14 protein-coding genes are annotated in these 18,412 nt (G+C 47.7%); 4 read left to right on the top strand and 10 right to left on the bottom strand.

Annotated features, from left to right (window positions below; translation table 11 throughout):
• Positions 1 to 4: 4 nt before the first annotated feature.
• The 3 genes from lysS to ABV409_RS07105 form a co-directional block, all read right to left on the bottom strand.
• The gene (gene lysS / locus ABV409_RS07095; protein WP_353876853.1) at positions 5 to 1,696 is read right to left on the bottom strand and encodes a lysine--tRNA ligase; all 1,692 of its coding nucleotides are present in this window, start codon (positions 1,694 to 1,696) and stop codon (positions 5 to 7) included.
• A gap of 58 nt (positions 1,697 to 1,754) precedes the next feature.
• A complete protein-coding gene (locus tag ABV409_RS07100; protein ID WP_353876854.1) occupies positions 1,755 to 2,297 on the bottom strand; it encodes a thioredoxin family protein in 543 nt (180 codons plus the stop codon).
• 88 nt (positions 2,298 to 2,385) lie between these two features.
• Positions 2,386 to 3,432, bottom strand: a complete 1,047-nt coding sequence (locus tag ABV409_RS07105) for a response regulator transcription factor (RefSeq protein WP_353876855.1) — start codon at positions 3,430 to 3,432, stop codon at positions 2,386 to 2,388.
• Positions 3,433 to 3,513: 81 nt separating this feature from the next.
• Between ABV409_RS07105 and ABV409_RS07110 the strand changes: the two genes are divergently transcribed.
• From ABV409_RS07110 to lipB, 3 genes are read left to right on the top strand one after another with little or no spacing between them, the layout of a single operon-like run.
• Positions 3,514 to 3,669 carry a YqaE/Pmp3 family membrane protein gene (locus tag ABV409_RS07110; protein WP_353876856.1) on the top strand — a complete coding sequence of 52 codons (156 nt, stop codon included), beginning with the start codon at positions 3,514 to 3,516 and terminating at the stop codon, positions 3,667 to 3,669.
• A gap of 6 nt (positions 3,670 to 3,675) precedes the next feature.
• Positions 3,676 to 4,419 (top strand): hypothetical protein, encoded by a 744-nt coding sequence (locus ABV409_RS07115; protein ID WP_353876857.1) that lies wholly within the window; start codon positions 3,676 to 3,678, stop codon positions 4,417 to 4,419.
• 23 nt (positions 4,420 to 4,442) lie between these two features.
• Positions 4,443 to 5,153, top strand: coding sequence for a lipoyl(octanoyl) transferase LipB (lipB, locus tag ABV409_RS07120; protein WP_353876858.1), 711 nt, complete (start codon positions 4,443 to 4,445; stop codon positions 5,151 to 5,153).
• Positions 5,154 to 5,160: 7 nt separating this feature from the next.
• On the opposite strand, the gene ABV409_RS07125 is transcribed toward lipB, so the two are convergent.
• The 7 genes from ABV409_RS07125 to ABV409_RS07155 form a co-directional block, all read right to left on the bottom strand.
• A complete protein-coding gene (locus tag ABV409_RS07125; protein WP_353876859.1) occupies positions 5,161 to 5,853 on the bottom strand; it encodes a TapB family protein in 693 nt (230 codons plus the stop codon).
• A gap of 9 nt (positions 5,854 to 5,862) precedes the next feature.
• Entirely contained in the window at positions 5,863 to 7,191 is a 1,329-nt protein-coding gene (locus ABV409_RS07130) for an OmpA family protein (RefSeq protein ID WP_353876860.1), read from the bottom strand.
• 122 nt (positions 7,192 to 7,313) lie between these two features.
• Positions 7,314 to 9,767, bottom strand: a complete 2,454-nt coding sequence (locus ABV409_RS07135) for a ribonuclease HII (protein WP_353876861.1) — start codon at positions 9,765 to 9,767, stop codon at positions 7,314 to 7,316.
• A gap of 32 nt (positions 9,768 to 9,799) precedes the next feature.
• A complete protein-coding gene (rnhB, locus tag ABV409_RS07140; protein WP_353876862.1) occupies positions 9,800 to 10,402 on the bottom strand; it encodes a ribonuclease HII in 603 nt (200 codons plus the stop codon).
• A gap of 9 nt (positions 10,403 to 10,411) precedes the next feature.
• Entirely contained in the window at positions 10,412 to 11,158 is a 747-nt protein-coding gene (locus tag ABV409_RS07145; protein WP_353876863.1) for a fibronectin type III domain-containing protein, read from the bottom strand.
• Positions 11,155 to 15,462, bottom strand: a complete 4,308-nt coding sequence (locus ABV409_RS07150; protein WP_353876864.1) for a thrombospondin type 3 repeat-containing protein — start codon at positions 15,460 to 15,462, stop codon at positions 11,155 to 11,157. The genes ABV409_RS07145 and ABV409_RS07150 overlap by 4 nt, the downstream gene beginning before the upstream one ends.
• 210 nt (positions 15,463 to 15,672) lie before the next feature.
• On the bottom strand, positions 15,673 to 16,098 hold the full coding sequence (locus ABV409_RS07155; RefSeq protein WP_353876865.1) for a hypothetical protein: 426 nt from the start codon (positions 16,096 to 16,098) through the stop codon (positions 15,673 to 15,675).
• 151 nt (positions 16,099 to 16,249) lie between these two features.
• Here ABV409_RS07155 and ABV409_RS07160 point away from each other — a divergent pair, with 151 nt between their 5' ends.
• Positions 16,250 to 18,259 (top strand): putative porin, encoded by a 2,010-nt coding sequence (locus ABV409_RS07160; protein WP_353876866.1) that lies wholly within the window; start codon positions 16,250 to 16,252, stop codon positions 18,257 to 18,259.
• Positions 18,260 to 18,412 lie beyond the last annotated feature (153 nt).

Genomic DNA, 18,412 nt, shown 5'->3' on the forward strand with positions numbered 1-18,412 from the left:
GGCCTTAGTCTTTTTTTGAGGCAAAGAGTCCGTCTTCCCTTTTTTCAACCGCGAAAAGACCCAATTTCGAAAGGTTCTTGGTGCTTTTGTCCCATTTCTTTCCGCTCAGTCCCGCTTTCGCTTTCAAATCGGCGAGCGGCATTTCAGTTACGGATTTAAGAAGCTCCATGATCGTTTTCTCCTCTTCGGTCAATTCTACCTGTTTTTTCTCAGGCCGCATCTGCGGAAAGAACAGCACCTCTTGTATCGAGGCATTATCCGTCATCAACATCACGAGTCGGTCGATCCCGATACCGATGCCCGAAGTTGGGGGCATGCCGTATTCTAGGGCACGAAGAAAATCCTGGTCGATGAACATGGCCTCATCATCACCTTTTTCGGATAGGCGAAGCTGTTCTTCAAAACGTTCCCGTTGATCAATGGGGTCATTGAGCTCAGAGTAGGCGTTGGCCAATTCCTTTCCGTTGACCATCAATTCAAAACGTTCGGTCAAACCGGGTTTGCTTCGGTGTGCCTTGGTCAAGGGACTCATTTCCTTGGGGTAATCGGTGATAAAGGTGGGCTGCACATAGTGGTGTTCACAGCGCTCACCGAAAATCTCATCGATCAGTTTGCCGACCCCCATGGTAGCATCGGTCTCTATATCCAGTGCTTGCGCCACTTCTCGAAGTTGCTCTTCGTTCATGCCGCTGACGTCATGACCTGTATGGATCTTGATGGCTTCAAGAATAGGCACCCTAGGGTAGGGGGCCTTGAATTCGATTTCATTATCGCCGACCTTGACCTTGGTGCCTCCCGTGGCGTCTTGGGCCACTTTTTCGAGCAGTTGCTCGGTGGTATCCATCATCCAATGGTAATCTTTATAGGCCACATAGAGTTCCATCACGGTAAATTCCGGGTTGTGGGTACGATCCATGCCTTCATTTCGGAAGTCTTTCGAAAATTCATAGACTCCATCGAACCCACCCACGATCAAGCGTTTCAAATAAAGTTCGTTCGCAATACGCAAATACAACGGAATGTTCAGCGCATTGTGATGGGTCAGAAAGGGCCGAGCCGCTGCACCTCCCGGTATGGGTTGAAGAATGGGTGTTTCTACTTCGAGATAGCCTCGGTCGTTGTAAAACTCCCGAATACTGTTGGTGATTTTGGTGCGTTTGACAAAGGTATCCTTCACTTGGGGGTTGACCACCAAATCGACATACCGCTGTCGGTACCGCAGTTCGGGATCGTTGAATTCATCGTAAACCTTGCCATCGGCATCAACTTTGGGCAAGGGTAAGGGTTTCAAGGCCTTACTGAGGAGGGTGAAATTTTTTACCATGACGGTTTTTTCCCCGACTTGGGTGGTGAACAATTCCCCTTCGACCCCGATGATATCACCGATGTCCAGCAATTTTTTATAAACGTCGTTGTATAGCGTTTTGTCTTCGCCAGGGCAGATTTCATCCCGATTGAAATAGACCTGGATCCGCCCCTCGCTATCTTGCAGTTCGGCAAAGGAGGCCTTGCCCTGGATTCGTCTTGACATCAACCGCCCTGAGACGACCACCTGCTTCCCTTCTTCGAAGTTGGATTTAATGCCTTTCGAATTCGAATCTACAGGATACAACGCGGCAGGATAGGGGTCGATCCCCATCTCGCGCAGTTTGCCCAATTTCTCCCTCCTAACGACTTCTTGTTCCGAAAGCTGCATAACCAAAAATTAAACCGCAAAATTACACTTTTGCGGTTTAAGTTCGGTATGTCTTGGCTTACTTTGCGTAGTTCGGAACGTAGTCGCTTCCCGATACGATGGCTAGTAGATCTTCTTCCAAAGAAGCGATGGGCCGTTCGACGATGCGGTTGACCTCTTTTCCGTCCTTAAAAAAGATCATGGTCGGTACTTTGATGATGCCGAGCCCCCGCTCTTCGCCGGTCGGACTTTTTTTGTACGCCCCCTTTCTTCGATCTAGGGCCACCATCTCTAAGGACGCGGTATCGAAACCCGCTTCGTTCAAGATTTTCAGGAATCGGGGCACTTGCCGTTTGCTGTCCCCACACCAGGTGCCTAAGAAGAGTTTGATTTGAAGACCCTGTAACTTGGGCCCGATCAGCTTGACCAATGACCGATCGACCTCGTAGTTATCATAGTTGGGAAGGAACCATTCGGCATAATCCCCTTGTTGCAGGCCATGGGTATTGATTTGACCAAGCAGGAAATTGCGTCCGTCTTCCATCTTGATTTCTTGGTTATACGTCTGGGCCAGGACCCCGGTGGCGCTAAAGCAAAGCAGCGCGATCAAAAGTTTTTTCATGATTTTCAGTTTGTTCGAAAATCGATGAAAATGCAGGGTGGATTGGAAATCGCCGGATGGAAATCGGGACTAGACCCCCGGTTGAATTTTAATCGAAGAGCCCAAGCAATTCGTCTCGAGAGCTGACCCCCAACTTTTTATAAAGATTGTTGATATGGGTTTTGACTGTGCTGTGACTGATGAACAAGGCGGCCGCGATCTCTTTGTTCGAGTGTCCTTTTTCGATATAGGTGATGATTTTCTGTTCTTGTTCGGTCAACTTTTCAAAAAGTTTTGCCGGGCCAGGACGTTTGCGCAGTCGATACAGCAAGAATAGGTTGAGCAAAACCGAGAGGACCAATGCCGCATATGGGCCCCAGACCGCAAACCCGTTTCCAGCCTGTTGTTTCGAAATGCTGTAACGATCCGAATCGAGTTCGTTGCGGAATAGTGTGGTAAACCGTGCCTCAGGGTATGCAAGCTGTAAGCGTTCCAGCAAATTATCGTAGTAGGGGTTTTGTGAAAGATCGTTCAAATAGAATTCCCGGGTTTCACTTCGCCTATCGGCTAGAAAATCGTGGATGAAGAGTTCGACCAAGGGCTCGTCACAAAGTTGCCCGAAAGACTGCAGTTGTTCAAACCACTTGGCCAAAACCATTTGCCGCCCTTTTTCACCGGTGATTTCACTGAGCTCATAGGCCATGGCTTCCTTGAGGTTGTCAACCTCGAGCAGGTACGAGGCACCGCCCCCATCGGAATGGACCGAACAGAGCATTTCTTGATCATCGGTGCGTTCAAAGAAGATCCGATCGCTATTGTTGGCGATGAACAAAACACTTTTACTCTGTTGGCAATTGCCTAAGAAATGATTTTGATGGGTGGTACTCAGGTCACAGCCGTCGGTATGGATCCGATAGATGCGGTTTGCCGGGGGTAGGTTCTTGCCTTCGAAAACAAAATACCCCATCGAATCGGCAACGGTTTTCTGTACCAGTTGATCCAATTGGATGCGTGACGATTTTTTGTAGTCTTCAATGAGTGAGAGGTAGACAGCCTGGTCGACAAAGGCCTTTGACACCTGGCCTTCGAAGCGGTACTGACCGTAGCTGCAAACGGTTAGGAGTAAAAGCAATGCTGTGGTACGGGCCTTCATCATGGTAAACGAATCGAATTTACTATTTTATGTAACAAATTGGGGCGAACCGCTACTAATAAATAGCATCAATCAATATCCTTCATGAGTTTTCTACGCGTTTTACTGGCGATATTATTTCCGCCCTTGTCGGTTATCGGTAAAGGTTGTGGGTCGTTCTTAATTGTGTTACTTTTAACTTTCTGCGGATGGGTCCCAGGGGTCATCGCTGCACTGATTATCTTGAACAACCCGAATTAGACGATAATGAAAAGATTCCGTTTTTTGGCCGCCCTTTTGGTTTCGGCCCTGATTCTCGCATGCAATTTCACCGAAGAAATCCATTTCAATGCCGATGGATCGGGCAAGATCGATATCCATTTCGATGGGGATGAATTAATGGCGATGATGGCTTCTATGGACTCTACGGGCGCCTTGGACAAGTCCATTGATTCGACCTTGGTTTTCAAAGACCTGTTGGAATTGAAAAAAGACAGCATCGCCCAATTATCGGAAGAAGAACAGGCCAAATTGAAGAAATTGGAACCCTTTAGTATGCGCATGGTCGTTGATCAAGCCAAAGGGGTCATGAAGTTCAATTTATTCAGTGAATTCGACAAGGTGGCCGATGTGAATGACGCTTTCAACGCTTTTCAAGATGCAAGTAGTTTCGGTCCAGGACCAAAGTCGGACAACGGCCCTTCGATGTCAAATCAGCAACCTGCTACCCAGGTATCCTATAGTTTTGAAGGCAACACCTTCACCAGGAATACCAAGGTGATCGACCGTTCGTTGTTCGAACAAGGGTTGGATAGCCTGCAAGGGGCCGAAATGTTCTTGTCGGGATCGACCTATACCTTCAAGTACCATTTTCCGCGCAGGGTGAAAAAAGTCAATGTCGAAGGGGCTACTTTTTCAATGGATGGAAAGACCATGATCTATGAAGTCAACTTTCTTGATCTCATGAAAAAGCCCGAGACCATGAACCTCGAGGTAGAGCTGGAGAACTGATCCGGCCTTCGTATTTTTGCAAGATGAACAAACAAGTTCTTCTTCGAGATCTAGGCACCAAGGACTACAAGGAAACGTGGGACCTTCAGGAAGCCCTTTTCAAGGAAATCGTCGATTTGAAAATCAAAAACCGGCGTGAGGGCAGCACACATGCGACCCCTAATCATTTTCTATTCGTTGAGCACCCCCATGTATTCACCTTAGGGAAAAGTGGCGATATGGCCAATCTCTTGGTCGACGAGCGAAAATTGGCCGAAAAGAACGCCTCCTTTTATAAAATAAATAGGGGAGGGGACATCACCTATCATGGCCCTGGCCAGATTGTGGGTTACCCGATCTTGGATTTGGATAATTTCTTTACCGATATCCACAAATACCTGCGGTTTTTGGAAGAAATGGTCATTTTGACCTTGGCCGATTACGGTCTGAAAGGGGTGCGGTCTGAAGGGGAGACCGGGGTATGGCTCGATGTGGGTACGCCTTTTGCCCGAAAGATATGCGCCATGGGTGTTCGCGCCAGCCGTTGGGTGACCATGCACGGTTTCGCGTTGAACGTCAATGCCGATCTGGGGTATTTCGATTTGATGATCCCCTGCGGTATCAAAGACAAGGCAGTGACTTCGTTGAATGTGGAATTGGGAAAACAGCAAGTCGATGTAGAAGCCGTAAAACAACGCCTAAAACATCACTTTATGGCACTTTTCGAAGCTCAGTTCGTCGATTCGAGCTCTTGATCGAGGTTTAGCTGCTGTACTGTGAGAGCACGGTGCTTCCCATTAACTTTCCGGATTTGTTATAGGTTTCCTGTTTGACCATTCCGACTCCTTTGGCCAACCATGTCCGTGACGGAAACGTTTGCTTGCCCATCATCATTTTGGTCTTGGTATCGCTGTAGAGGACATAACATTCAAAGGTGCCTGCCGGTGTGATTACGGTTTCCATTTTTTCAACTTTTCGGTTGATGGTTTCCACGTTCATGTTCATGGTCATGGCCCCACCCATGGTGACCTTGATGTTCATATTGGCGTCGGGCAGCTCTTGACCCACTTCCAAATTGTTCGGGAGCTCGATATCGGTGCCGGAAACGTCCATATCCATTTCACCGAACTGACTGAGCATCTGTTCGTTCATTAAAGACTTGAAGTCGATCTTGACGACATCGCCTTCACAGCGAATGTTGTATTCAGAATTAAAGGTGTTTCCTTTTTTGTCGGATATGGTCATTACCATCAAGGCCGATTCGGTAGTACCACCGGTCTCGACATCGGTGACCTGATACGCGATAGTACCATCTGATTTTCCTTTTTTATTGAAGTTTTCATAGGTCATCGACGCGCCTTCGACCAAAGGGTAGTATTGGCTACAGGCAGTCTGGGCATTGAGGGTCATCCATCCAAAGAGGGCCAATACTAAAGTGGTGAGTGTATTCTTCATGGGTATGGTTTATGATTTAATGAATTCGACCCTGCGGTTTTGGGCCTTCCCTTCCGGACTTGAATTTTCGGCTACCGGTTCGAGTTCGCCTTTACCGTCGGTGGTCAACCTGCCGGCATCGACGTTGTAGACATCGACCAAGGCGTTTTTGACTGCTGCTGCCCGATCTTTTGACAGTTGCAGATTGGCATCGTCGCTGCCGTCACTATCCGTATGCCCAACGATTTTTAGATTGATGTTCGCATCTTGCTGCAGCACTTGATAGATCTGTCTGATAATACCCATCGACTCCGGTTTGATGTTGGCCGATCCCGAATCGAACAGTATGCCATTGGTCGATATCTTACCTTCGGCAATCAGTTTTCTCCGCAGGTCGACTCCCCCTTCGGCGATTTTCAAGTTCGAAATGAAGACTTGCTCCTTTCCATCCTTAAACCCGTTGGTATGGATCTTTAAAGTGCTCAAGACCGATCCATTGGCGACGAGTTGTGGCACATCGAGGTATTTGACTTCGTTGATCCATAACCGGAATCGGTTTTTATTGACGGCAATGGAAACATGGGGTTGTTGCAAGATGATTTGGCGGATATCGGCCTTTACGGTACTTCGAATTTCCTGTTTGCCATTGATCCGGTTCTTGACCGTAACCCCGATCGCGGCGTATTGGCAAAAGGGGATGGATGCGCTGGCAAAGTGGGTGCCCACCTCGAACTTTTCATCACTGCTCAGCAGTACTTCCAAAAAGGCATTCGAAGAGGTGTTTCGATCCAGGCCCACATTGGCGATATCGAATTCGATGGTGTAGTCTTCAGGTAGCTGGGGTACATTCGGTAGGTAATAGATATTGTACCCCGATTTGAGGCCCAGCCATTTTTGGGGATCATCACCCAAGGTAACCACTTCCCCACCGGCATTGGTATTCCATTTTGCAGGAAAATCACCGATGAAGTCATTTTTGAAGTCATCGAAAAATAAGGGTTTATCGCCTGGTACGTAGTCGAATTTGCGGTATACCTGTATGGTTTTTGGTCCACTAGCAGGGGTATCACCATTTTGGGTTTGCGTATTGGTATTGGGTTGGCCGCCGCCGGTTTGTGGTGAAGGGGTGTTGCCCACATCCGGTGGGGTTTGACCGCCTTCTTGACCTGGTTCTAAAATGGAGTCTAGGGCTTGGTCGGTTTTCTTGGAGGATTCCTGTTCTACCCGTCGCTCAACGGTGCGTTCTGCCGCTTTCTGGGCCTTTTTCCCTAATTTCTTTAAAAATTGGGCTTGGGTGGTCGATACGGTGCAGAGGGCGACCATGCTTAGTAGGCATTTGAGGGCAAATCGATATTTCATTAGTATAGTGTTTTGATTATGTGGCAGTTAAAGCCGAAATTACAACGAAACAATATACTTAAAGCCAGGGTTGGCCGTATGAAAAGATGTATGGGTTACCTCAAATTGTGTATAAGGTGTGGTTAATTCAACCGATAGATGATGATCGAATTGCCCTGGTCTTTCGCGACCAGTTCCAAGCGTTTGTCATTATCGATATCGGCCATATCGATGATCGAATTCCCGAATACGGGGAAATTGGCAATGGGTTTGGCCTGGCTATCGTACAGAAAAATCCGCTGGCTTTGTAAATCCGTTACCGCTACATAAATCTTATCATAGATGTAGAAGATCTTCGGCGCGGTATAGACCCCGAGTTCCAGGGCTACTTTTTTCCCTTTGATGCTCAAGGTGTTTTCGTTCATCAACGCCAAGGTTTTACTGGTGGCGTACATGCCGTGGTCTGCAACCAAGTTGAAATCGGTGGCCGATAGTTTTCCTTTGCTATCGACCTGGTGCAAGACCCCTTTGGTATCGGTTACGGAGAATTTGTTCCGATACAAAAAGACCTCGTTTTCAGAAAAATCGATTTTCCTGTCGACCTTGATGCGGTCATTTCCAGCGCGATGTTTGATTTTTAGGCTCTTGTCGGCCAATTTGAAGACCAGAAAGTCCTTATTCCCCATTCTGAAATGTTTGGGAGCTGCAAGGATGTCACTTTCGGCTTCGGTGTAGGTAAATCCATTGACCACGGAACCTTGCCCATTGTACATGAACACCTTTCGCCCTTGAGTGACTAGGAAGCGGTAATTGCGATTGTTTTCGTAATCGAAGACGGCGAGTTCGTTCAGGTTACCCCCATCGAATTTTATATCGAACGGGGCGACCACCTCACCATTGCGATCAAGGACCATGAACTTGTTCAGGGTGCAGAAGGCCAGTTGCAGTTTGCCGTTCTTATACAGATCGACTTGTTGGATCCGACCCTGTATCGGCCCGTCAAGGGCTTTTTTCCACAGCACCTTTCCTTCCGTAGAGAGCAGGTAAAGGGTGTTGTCAACGTCTTGTACGACGATTTCCTGCTTCTTGCTTCGGTGGTTGAGCACGAATTGGGGGTCGTTGGCCAAATCAGCGTCCAGCTCAGTGGTAAACAGCGGCGACACGGCGTTTCCTTTACTTTCTATCCGGACTTCGGAGGCATGAAAACTCGTATGGTAAAAATCGGTGTCGGCCACGAGCTGGGCCATAAAAACGAAGCCCTTGTAATCGGCCTTGGTGAAATCACGGCCGAGTTGTTGTTGGAATCGGGTGTTTAGCAGTTCGGAAATCCCCTTGTTGTCGGCAATGGCCAATACCGATGATTGATCGGCCAATCTGGCCATGGCATGTTGGTATTTGGGGGTTTTGTCGAAGGTAGCCCCGCTTTTGAAATTGGCGATCAGGGTTTGCAATACCTCGCGTGAGGCGCTGAACACAAAGGTATTCTCGACCAAGGTGACGAATCGGCTTTCAAAAGAACCTATCAACGGGCCGAACCCTTCTTTCAAAATCGAGCTATCGCCCAACTCACTGATTTCACTGTTTTGGTAGACCGTGCTGCCCGTGCGGATGCCGACAAGGTATTCATAGAGGCTGTTGGCACCGTACGAATGCAACGAAACCGCTTTCTGACCATTGATCCGCAAAACCCCGACTTCTTCGATGGTCGAAAAAAGGGTGTCGATTACTTTGGTATGGTCGAGAAGTCGTTTTTGGTTATTGAAGTATACCCCATAGTCGTCAAAGGTGAACGATATCAATTTTTCCGTGTTGTCTGGTGCGATGGAGGGTGCGTTGTGTGGTAGCGGTTTCGTGCCTTTGAAAAGGTTGATGAAATTTTGGGTCGAATCATTGGCTACGGCCACACCGTTAAAACCAAAATCACGTTGGGAAGCCGAAAGGTCGATAGCAAGCCAGTCACCCAATGGGTAGTTACCGACCGCACGGGCCTGACCCCCTAAAAAACCGAGCAAACCTTCGGTCTTTTCAAGGTTGATAAACAGGCTAGTGGTCTTGTTTTGCGAAGAGATGTCGTAAAGGCGTTGTAGGTTTTGGGGTACGCTGCTCGACTTTGCCCGAACTTGGTTTTCGATCAATAGTTTGGAGCTGCTGACCACGATGTTCCCATCCATCAGGACGGCATACAAGGTTGAACTGCCATAACTGTATTGGGTGATGGTGGCCCCTTCATACGTCAAGGTCTCCACTTTTTTATCACCTATTTGGTCAAGGGTAATCCATTCCGGGGTCTTTTCGGTCACGAAGACCAGTTCGAACTTGTTCTTGCCGATTTCGTAGAGTGCGAAAACACTGTTCCCTTTTGGTGCGACTTGTTCAAAGGGTTTCAGTTTTGCCTTGATATTTTGATAGCGTTCCAGGGCTTCGGCCTTATCCAAAAATTCGGAATTGCGCAATTCGCTACGCAAGCTTGCCAAATCGGTGGTTTTGATGATGATGGCGGCATCTTTGGGAAGATAGCTCAGTAAAGAGTCTGAAGTTACGGTCTTCTTGGTACAGGCGGTAGCGATCAAAAGAAGGATCAAAAACCGAAATCTCATGGGTGTGCTTTTGAACAAAAGTACGGTCTTTGTCAAAAATCCAAGGACAATTGTTCGGGTAATTGCCGAAAGCTTTTACGATGGTAATTGGTCAGGCCGTATTTGCGGATGGCCTCACGGTGCTCCTTGGTCGGGTACCCTTTGTTTTGGGCCCAGTTGTACATCGGATATTCTTGGTGGATGTGCTCCATATAGGCATCCCGATAGGTTTTGGCCAAAACGGAAGCGGCGGCGATGCACAATAGTTTGCCATCCCCTTTGACCACACACTCGTGTGGAATGCTCCCATAGGGTTTGAATTTGTTTCCATCGACCAAAATGGCGGTAGGGGGTCTCGAGAGTTTGTCGAGCGCCCTATGCATGGCCAAAATGGATGCGTTTAGGATGTTGATGCTATCGATTTCAACTTCGGAGACATGGGCAACGCCAAATGAAAGGGATTCCGATTCGATAATGGGCCGTAAAAGGTCCCTTTTTTGTTCTGATAGTTGTTTGGAATCGTTTAGGAGGGTATTCTCGAAGCCTTCGGTCAAGATGACCGAAGCAGCAGTGACCGGGCCTGCAAGGCAGCCCCGGCCAGCTTCATCTGTTCCTGCTTCAAATAATTCACGGTACGGGTGGATCAAACTACCCAAACCGTTGGCTTATCCGACTTTGAACGAAAACACCTCTGAGCTCGAGGTATTGCCCGCACTATCGGTGGTCACGACACGCCAGAAATAGGTGGTGCCCGACATCACGATCATATCGGTCAAAGTGGTATCCGTAGTGGTTCCGACAGAGGTCGTTGGGTCGGCCTCGGTTCCGAAGAACACTTCATAGCCGGTAATATCATCATCGATATCAGAACCGGTCCATGACAAGGTCACCATCGTCGTTGCCGCGATATTCGCTCCTCTTGCAGGGCTTACGACCTCTGCAGGGAAAGGGGCGTAGTTCTCGATACCCGGCCCCTCGTTGTAAAAACGGAAGGTCGCACTGGTGCCCACATCTTGTGTGCCGTCGGCTCGCGAAGTGACCGACCAGGAATAAGGAGCACCGCGCATGATGGTGATATCGGCCTCATTGGTGTTCGCATTTACCGAAGAGGTAGTGCCCGAATTCAAATTCGTCAAGGTCACGGTGTATCGATCGGTATTCGTTGACGCGTTCCATTCGAAAGTGACCGTACTCATCGTAGCGTCATTGGGGTCCACGATCCCTGTATTACACTCGGTCTGATCTTCAGGGAAGACGAGGGTTGCGGCTCCTGGCGCCGGGATCATCGGTTCGTCATCATTTCCTCCGGTCGGTGGTGGCGGATTGTCATCATCGCCACCTGAACTGCTACAGGCACCGATACACAATGCCATGGCAATAAAACCGATATATAGAATGCTTCTTAGTTTCATTTTCTAACAATTTTATAATTCAACAACGAATTTTCTGTTTTGATATTCAGGAGGTAGACTCCAGGAGGTAATGCCGAAAGGTTCATATTGACATAACCGTTATCGGTGCGATAGGGCTTGCCGAACACACGTACCCCAGTGGTTGTATACAAAGACATATCAACGCTTTCGAATTCATTAGATCCAAGGAAAACGTTCAATTCACCATCTGTGGTCGGATTCGGATAAATGAAAATGCGGTTGCTCAACACAATGGTCTCGGCATAGGTGCCTTGACAATCCTTATCGGTACGTACGCTCAACAGGTTCTCCACCTTGCCCAATGGTAGCGTAATCTCGTTTTCAGTGGTGAAGAATTGTTCCCCGTTCAAATCAATCCAATATTGTTTACCCCCCTTAAGACTTAAGGTGACTTCACTTTTCAATGAACTGACTTTGGAGTCGACATCCAAGGCTTCCGGTTCAGTGATCACCACGTCGAAGCAAAGTTCGTAGCCGGCTTGGCCGTCAACGGTCAGACAGAGGGTGTAATTGCCCGCTGCTAAGTCGGCGAAGGTAGTGGTATCCATAAACATAGCCGAACTGCTGTTGCTATCGGAATCGGTCAAGGTAGCCGTATAGTTCAAGGCCGTAGCCGCGGTCACTTCGACACTTCCGTTGTCATTTGAAATACAGGACTCACCGGTGGTCTTCAAACTGAAGTTGTTTGCCGGTAAGGAGAAGATTTCACAGCCATCGACATCCACCACGGCATTCGCCGGAGTATCGGCACAAAGGTCATCGGCATTGGGTACGCCGTCATTGTCCAAATCGTCGTCACAAACATCACCGATACCGTCACCGTCACCATCGGCTTGGTCGGCATTGGCGGTAAACGGACAATTATCTTCAGCGTCAGGGATACCATCATTGTCGTCATCGTCATCGCAGACATCGCCAAGACCATCCATATCGTTATCGGCCTGGTCGGCATTTGCGATCAAGGGGCAGTTATCATCCACGTCATCAATGCCGTCATTGTCATCATCCTCATCATCGATCAGTCCTTCAATTGTGAAATCATCGATGATGACTCCTTCTTGGTTTACAGATTGATCCGCAACGAAAACAATGGCAAATTGGATGTTGGTTTCATTGGTCAGGTCTGTCTCCCCTTGGGCGGCATTGGCCACGAAATCATACGAATATTTTGTCATCGTTGCTTCCGTACCCGTCCATTGGGCTCCTGGGCAGTTAAAACAATCGTTGCCTGCTGTCTCTCTGGTGCGATTACTGTTGTACCAATTAGGCTGACTGCCCAATTGACCTAAAATGTTATAAGAGTCTCCATTGTCGGTCGAATACACCACATACACGATATCCCAATTCTGCTCAAGGTCAAAAGCCATTTCGAAACTCAAAGTCGGTGCGAGTATAGTCGAAAGGTCGTAACAACCGCTGTAGATGACACCAGTGGTTTGGTCAGGATGATTACCATCCAAGTTGGTTCCTATGACCTGGGTGCCTGAAGCCGCGGTGTTCAACAATGTTCCTGCGGGAACCCCAATTTCCCAAACACCACCTGGTGTTAAAGGGATCAAGCCTGCGGTATTATAAGAGAAAAGTGATGTTTCTTGTGTTTCAAAATCAAAGACATCACCGGCCGTGCCCGCACGATTTGCGATGTATGCATTACTTTGCAATGAATTGTTATCAGCGAATGCATCATTCGTCACAGAAACTTCCACACTTATTTGGGATTGTTCCCCTATCGTTGCGGCTATCGCAGGGATTTGGAAGCTTTCAATGGCCCCACTAGCTAAATTAGTGTTATAAGTGAAGTTCTCTGGGGTACCGTCATTAACGCTATAAACCACATCGATTTGGGTGATAACATTGGCTCCCCTGTTCTCAACGGTTAGGGTTGGTACTACCTCACCGCATGCGAAAAGCTGATCGCCGATTTGCAAATCGTTTAAACGAACATCATCGCTAGGTGCTTCCACCGGGATAGGTGATTGCCATGCCCCACGGCCATAGGTACTGGCAACGATATAACCATCATCCGGACTGATTTCCAAATCGGAGACAGCAGTATTGGGGAAATTCGTCGAATATTGTTCCCATTCGGTCAAGGTGTCGTCCAATCGGTATACGCCAAGATTCGTACCTACGAATATGGGATTGTTTGCCGCTCTGGGTTGGTGCACTACACAGAAAATCGCTTGCTCGGAAGGCAAATCGAAAGTAATGTTCTCACGGCTGACCAAGGTGTTGCCATCGACCGTTACGCGATAGACCCCGCGTTCAGTCGGCTGGGAACCTTGTGAAACACCCACCCTTCGCGAGGTGGTCAAATAAACGATATTGCTATTGTTGTCATTGATAGCGATGTCCGAAATCTGGGTATCGAAGGGTTCCGCGGCATCATTGATTTGCACGAAATCCACCCCGCCGTTTTCACTGCGATAGAGGTTGCCCTGATCGGCGGCATACATGATCATCGGGTTGTTCGGGTCGATTTCAAGGTCGTCGATATTGTTGCCTTGGGCAAAAAAATCGGACACTTGTTCCCATTCACCTCCAACCAATTTGAATACCGACGAATAGGCCGCATAAACCGTTCCCTCGCCATCAATGGCCAATGGCGTGATCCAGTTACCTGAAATATTTCCAGAACCTGTATCCGGTGAAGAAATCGCACCTACCGATTGTCCAAGGTCATTCGTAATGAATAAAGGATCCCCAAACTGTACGAAACCATAAGCGATATTGCCATTGGTCGGGTCGATTTCATAATCCATGCCGTCGCCACCTGTGTAAACATTCCATTCATTATTGTTGTATACAAAGCCTGAATTGTCTTGGGTGCCCCCAACAATACGGCTCGCATCATTTTTGGCGATACTGATTCGATAGAATTGGGTGACCGCTAGGCCATCCGAGAAATCCGTATAATTCACCCCATCATTAGAAACAAACAACCCTCCATCGCTTCCACAATACAAACGATTATTGAAATACTTCAAGGTATGGATGTCGGCATGGGTATAAGAGGCATTGTTGATCCTCCAATCACTGACTTTGGTAAAATTATCACCGCCATTGGTGCTACTCCACACGTCAAGCACACCAACATGGATTTCTTCGGGATCGGTCGGTGAAACGGCAATGGCAAAGTCGAACCAAGCTTGGGTACTTCCGAAAATATCGTCGGTTTCGGCGGTTTGCGTAAAATTGGCCCCGCTATCGGTTGATTCGAAAAGCCCCAAAAAGGCCGAACTCCGACCAATGACATCGGCCACACAGATATAGACCCTATTCGGATCTGCAGGAGTGACCCCAATCACCATACGCCCGCCATTTGTAGGTAAGGTACTTGCGATTTCAGTAAAGGTGGCCCCACCATCCGTTGAACGGAAATAGCTGTTGCTATCGACCGCATAAATGGTGTTCGGGTCTCCGGGTTTCAATTTGAAATCGGTGATGTCACCGCTGAGTTGTACGGTCCAAGTGGCACCGGCATCCTCTGAGCGTTGGAGCCCATCAGTGGTGCCCACCCAAATCCGGTTGGAGTTTGATGGATCGACCACGATTTCGTTCATGGTATCGAATTCGTTTTGGGTATCCGGGCCCAATCCAGTCGCAGCCCAAGTCGTGCCCCCATCGGTTGATTTGAACACCCCGGCACTAAAGGAATCCGAAGCATCATCATCGCCGGTAGCGATGTATATGGTATTCGAATCGTTGGGGTCGATGGCGATTCCCGAGACCCCGATTTGTGGAAACTCATCGAAAAGGGGAGTCCAGGAGGCCCCTCCATCCGTTGATTTCCAAATTCCACCGGCCGGTGCACCCGCATACCAAACGTCGGCATTGTTCGGGTCTACGGCAATGGCGTTGATACGCCCGATACCGGGATTTCCAATTGCGGACTCATTGTTGATAACAGGGCCTACTATCGACCAATCACTGGTCGGGTTTACCGGCCCGGCACTGTTGTTGAAATTATCCCAAGACGACCATAATTCGCTGGCTGTGGGTAACGTGCCATCCGCTTTTACGAAATGTTTCCAATAATTGCGCCAGCGCATAAAGGGCTTGTACCCACTTCCTTTGGCGTCTTTGTCCTTATCGACCCAATAGGCATCAAAGGCATCCGTAATCTCTTTAAAGGTGTAGGTCGGTTTTGCCGTAGCCCCTTTGCTAAAGGCAATTTGGGTTTTTTTCTTTTCCAAATCCTTCATCCATGGGGCATTCTTATTGAACTGGCCAAATGAGAATACCGACACGAATAAAAAGAGCAGTAGTAATTTTCTCTTCATCGTAAATTTTTTAACTATCAAGGGGTTAAATTAGCCTTTTTTTAACTTTTCGAAAAGGATTGGGGCGTTAAATCACAATTCTGCAATCGTTTTCGTAAATCAAGGTTTTGTGATACTTTCCAATGAATGGTTAAAATTAAACGATCAGTGGGGATATTTCAAAAATGAAAGCCCTCAGCGGAGGGCTTTTGAACATCAATGCAATTGCTGTTATTGGTTGCCACCACCAGGAGGGGGTGTTTCATCATCATCATCCTCTTCACCAAAGTCCCCTTCACAAGGATTTTCAACTAAATAAGTGAGTCCACTTTGATAGCCTAATAACCAACATTCTGGCCAAACCCTATTTTGGGCATTGGCAATTCTAGAACTTACTATAAAGTTGTAATTAGAACATGGTAAATTTGAAGCCACATCAGCTCGGCCTTGAAGAAATCCATCTGTCCATTCCGCCTCGCCATAAAAGTTGTTTTTACATGGATAAGGTGGGATTATACTTTCGATGGGATCTGTTGGCGTCTGAAGACTTGTTGCCTGCAATACTTCAAGGTCGTGATTTTCCTCAGTACACCCCAGAGCAAAAATGGAAAGGGCTAATGAAAAGGATAGGATTTTGTTAATGGTCGTTCGTTTCATTTTTGAATTTTTAGATTAAAGTTGCATTAAAGTAAATAAAATCAACTCTTAAATAATGAAATAACTCACAAAATTGAATTGTTCCTTTCGCTTCAACTTTCACATTTCCTTACCAAGAAAATTGGATACCTTTGCCCCGCAAGTCAGTTATATGCGGAATTCGATTGTATTGGTATTCTTGTTCGCGGCCCTAGGGGCCACCTGGGCACAAGATTCGATTCCATTCCAACGCTCAAGGGACACCACCAGTTTTCGGCAAAAGGCCAAGGCTCAACAAGAGCGTAAGGCGGCACAGGAAATCACCATTGAGGATTACAAGATCGTCGATTTCGCTCGGGATACCACCTTCGTCGATACCACACTGAGCATCCAAAAAGAATACCGCTACAATTTTCTCCGCATTGATGATTTTGAATTGATGCCCTTTTCCAACATCGGGCAACCCTACAACAGCTTGGGGGCCGATTTTACCAATGGGGCGTTTTTACCGCGCTTAGGGGCCAGGGCTCGACAATTCGGCTATTTTGAGCTCGAAGACATTCCTTACTATAACGTACCGACCCCTTTGACCGAGCTGTTCTTTAAGACCACCCTCGAACAGGGGCAGTTGCTCGATGCCATGCTCACCTTCAATACCTCAAGGCGTTTGAATTTTTCGATAGCCTATAAAGGGTTTCGTTCGCTGGGCAAATACCAATTCGACCAGGCCGAAAGCGGGAGTTTTCGAACGAGCTTTAACTATCGAACGGCCAATAACCGCTACTGGGTTAGGGGGCATTATACCTATCATGATGCCGAGACTGAAGAAAACGGGGGCTTGGCCGATAAGGTCGAGCAATTCGAATCGGGTAACGACGACTTTTTAGATCGCTCCCGGATCGATGTGGCCTATACCAATGCCAACAACAGGGTGTTGGGCAGACGTTACTTTTTAGACCATCAGTTCAACCTGGTACGTCCGAAAAAGGATTCGGTCAAAACCCGTTCGACCTACGTCTCGATCGGGCATCAGTTGAGTTATGAGTCCCGCTTCTATCAATTCGAGCAAAGTGCCCAAAACGACGCCTTCGGTAGCACCTTTATTTCGCCTATCGATGATAAATCGACCTTGAAGACCCTATATAACCAAGTGTCTGCCAGCTTTTCGAACCCAAAACTGGGCACGCTGATCGGAAGTTTGAATTTTTACAATTACGACTATTTCTTCAATAGCATCCTGATAACCGATGCGGGTGAGATCCCGAATCGCCTACAAGGCGATGAGATGGCCGTAGGGGCCGATTACAAGAATACCCGGGGCCGACTCAGTCTCGAAGGGCAATTGCGCTATGCCCTGACTGGTGATGTTACCGGCAATCTATTGAAGGCCAAGGCTAGCTTTAAGTTCAATGACAAGCACCGATTGTATGGAGGGATCGATGCCTCATCACGGGCACCCAATTTCAATTTCCTATTGTATCAAAGCGAATACCAAAACTTCAATTGGCGTAACAGCGGGTTCGAAAAACAGCAGCAACAGACATTGTATGCCGGCTTCGACTCTTCCTTGTTCGGGGATTTGAAGGTGTCGTTCACCGCGGCCGACAACTATACCTATTTCGGTCTCGATGCGGACGAAGTGAGTGCGGCCCAGGCCGCCTTGGAGGAAGGCGAATCATTAGATGGGGTCTTGACCAGTTTCGTACGCCCTTTTCAAGAGACGGGTACGATCAATTACCTGAAGGTAAAATATCAAAAGGAATTCAAGTGGCGCAAGTGGGCCTTGAACAATACGGTGATGTACCAAGAGGTCGACCAAGACAACCAGGTACTCAACCTGCCCGAATTGGTGTCGCGCAATACCTTGTATTTCTCAAGCGATGTTTTCGATCGGGCCATGTTCATACAGGCCGGGGTCACCTTTAAATACTTTTCCGAATACTATATGAATGCCTACAATCCGTTGTTGGGGGAGTTCTATGTACAAGAGAACGAGAAGTTGGGAGGTTTTCCGCTGATCGACGTCTTTATCAATGCCAAGGTGCGGCAAACACGCATCTATTTTAAGGCCGAACATTTGAATACTATTTGGAGTACGGACTACAACTATTACTCGGCCCCGAACTATCCCTACCGTGATTTTGTGATCCGCTTTGGCTTGGTTTGGAATTTCTTCTCATAAATTTTTGTTAGCGGCGGTTTGTTTTTTGCTGAAAATGAAGGGCTTAAAATTTTTTAAAAAAAGTCGCAAAAAAATTGCCTCAGGAGTTTTGCCGTAATGGAAAAAGGGTTTTATATTTGCACCCGCTTTGCGAGTCAGTAGGGCGCGAGATAT

The organism is Flagellimonas algarum (assembly GCF_040513375.1).
GTDB classification, from domain to species: domain Bacteria; phylum Bacteroidota; class Bacteroidia; order Flavobacteriales; family Flavobacteriaceae; genus Flagellimonas_B; species Flagellimonas_B algarum.

Excerpts from the sequence above, each read along its gene's own strand:
- lysS (WP_353876853.1), bottom strand. The coding sequence starts at position 1,696 with ATGCAGCTTTCGGAACAAGAAGTCGTTAGGAGGGAGAAATTGGGCAAA.
- ABV409_RS07100 (WP_353876854.1), bottom strand. The coding sequence starts at position 2,297 with ATGAAAAAACTTTTGATCGCGCTGCTTTGCTTTAGCGCCACCGGGGTC.
- ABV409_RS07105 (WP_353876855.1), bottom strand. The coding sequence starts at position 3,432 with ATGATGAAGGCCCGTACCACAGCATTGCTTTTACTCCTAACCGTTTGC.
- ABV409_RS07110 (WP_353876856.1), top strand. The coding sequence starts at position 3,514 with ATGAGTTTTCTACGCGTTTTACTGGCGATATTATTTCCGCCCTTGTCG.
- ABV409_RS07115 (WP_353876857.1), top strand. The coding sequence starts at position 3,676 with ATGAAAAGATTCCGTTTTTTGGCCGCCCTTTTGGTTTCGGCCCTGATT.
- lipB (WP_353876858.1), top strand. The coding sequence starts at position 4,443 with ATGAACAAACAAGTTCTTCTTCGAGATCTAGGCACCAAGGACTACAAG.
- ABV409_RS07125 (WP_353876859.1), bottom strand. The coding sequence starts at position 5,853 with ATGAAGAATACACTCACCACTTTAGTATTGGCCCTCTTTGGATGGATG.
- ABV409_RS07130 (WP_353876860.1), bottom strand. The coding sequence starts at position 7,191 with ATGAAATATCGATTTGCCCTCAAATGCCTACTAAGCATGGTCGCCCTC.
- ABV409_RS07135 (WP_353876861.1), bottom strand. The coding sequence starts at position 9,767 with ATGAGATTTCGGTTTTTGATCCTTCTTTTGATCGCTACCGCCTGTACC.
- ABV409_RS07145 (WP_353876863.1), bottom strand. The coding sequence starts at position 11,158 with ATGAAACTAAGAAGCATTCTATATATCGGTTTTATTGCCATGGCATTG.
- ABV409_RS07150 (WP_353876864.1), bottom strand. The coding sequence starts at position 15,462 with ATGAAGAGAAAATTACTACTGCTCTTTTTATTCGTGTCGGTATTCTCA.
- ABV409_RS07155 (WP_353876865.1), bottom strand. The coding sequence starts at position 16,098 with ATGAAACGAACGACCATTAACAAAATCCTATCCTTTTCATTAGCCCTT.
- ABV409_RS07160 (WP_353876866.1), top strand. The coding sequence starts at position 16,250 with ATGCGGAATTCGATTGTATTGGTATTCTTGTTCGCGGCCCTAGGGGCC.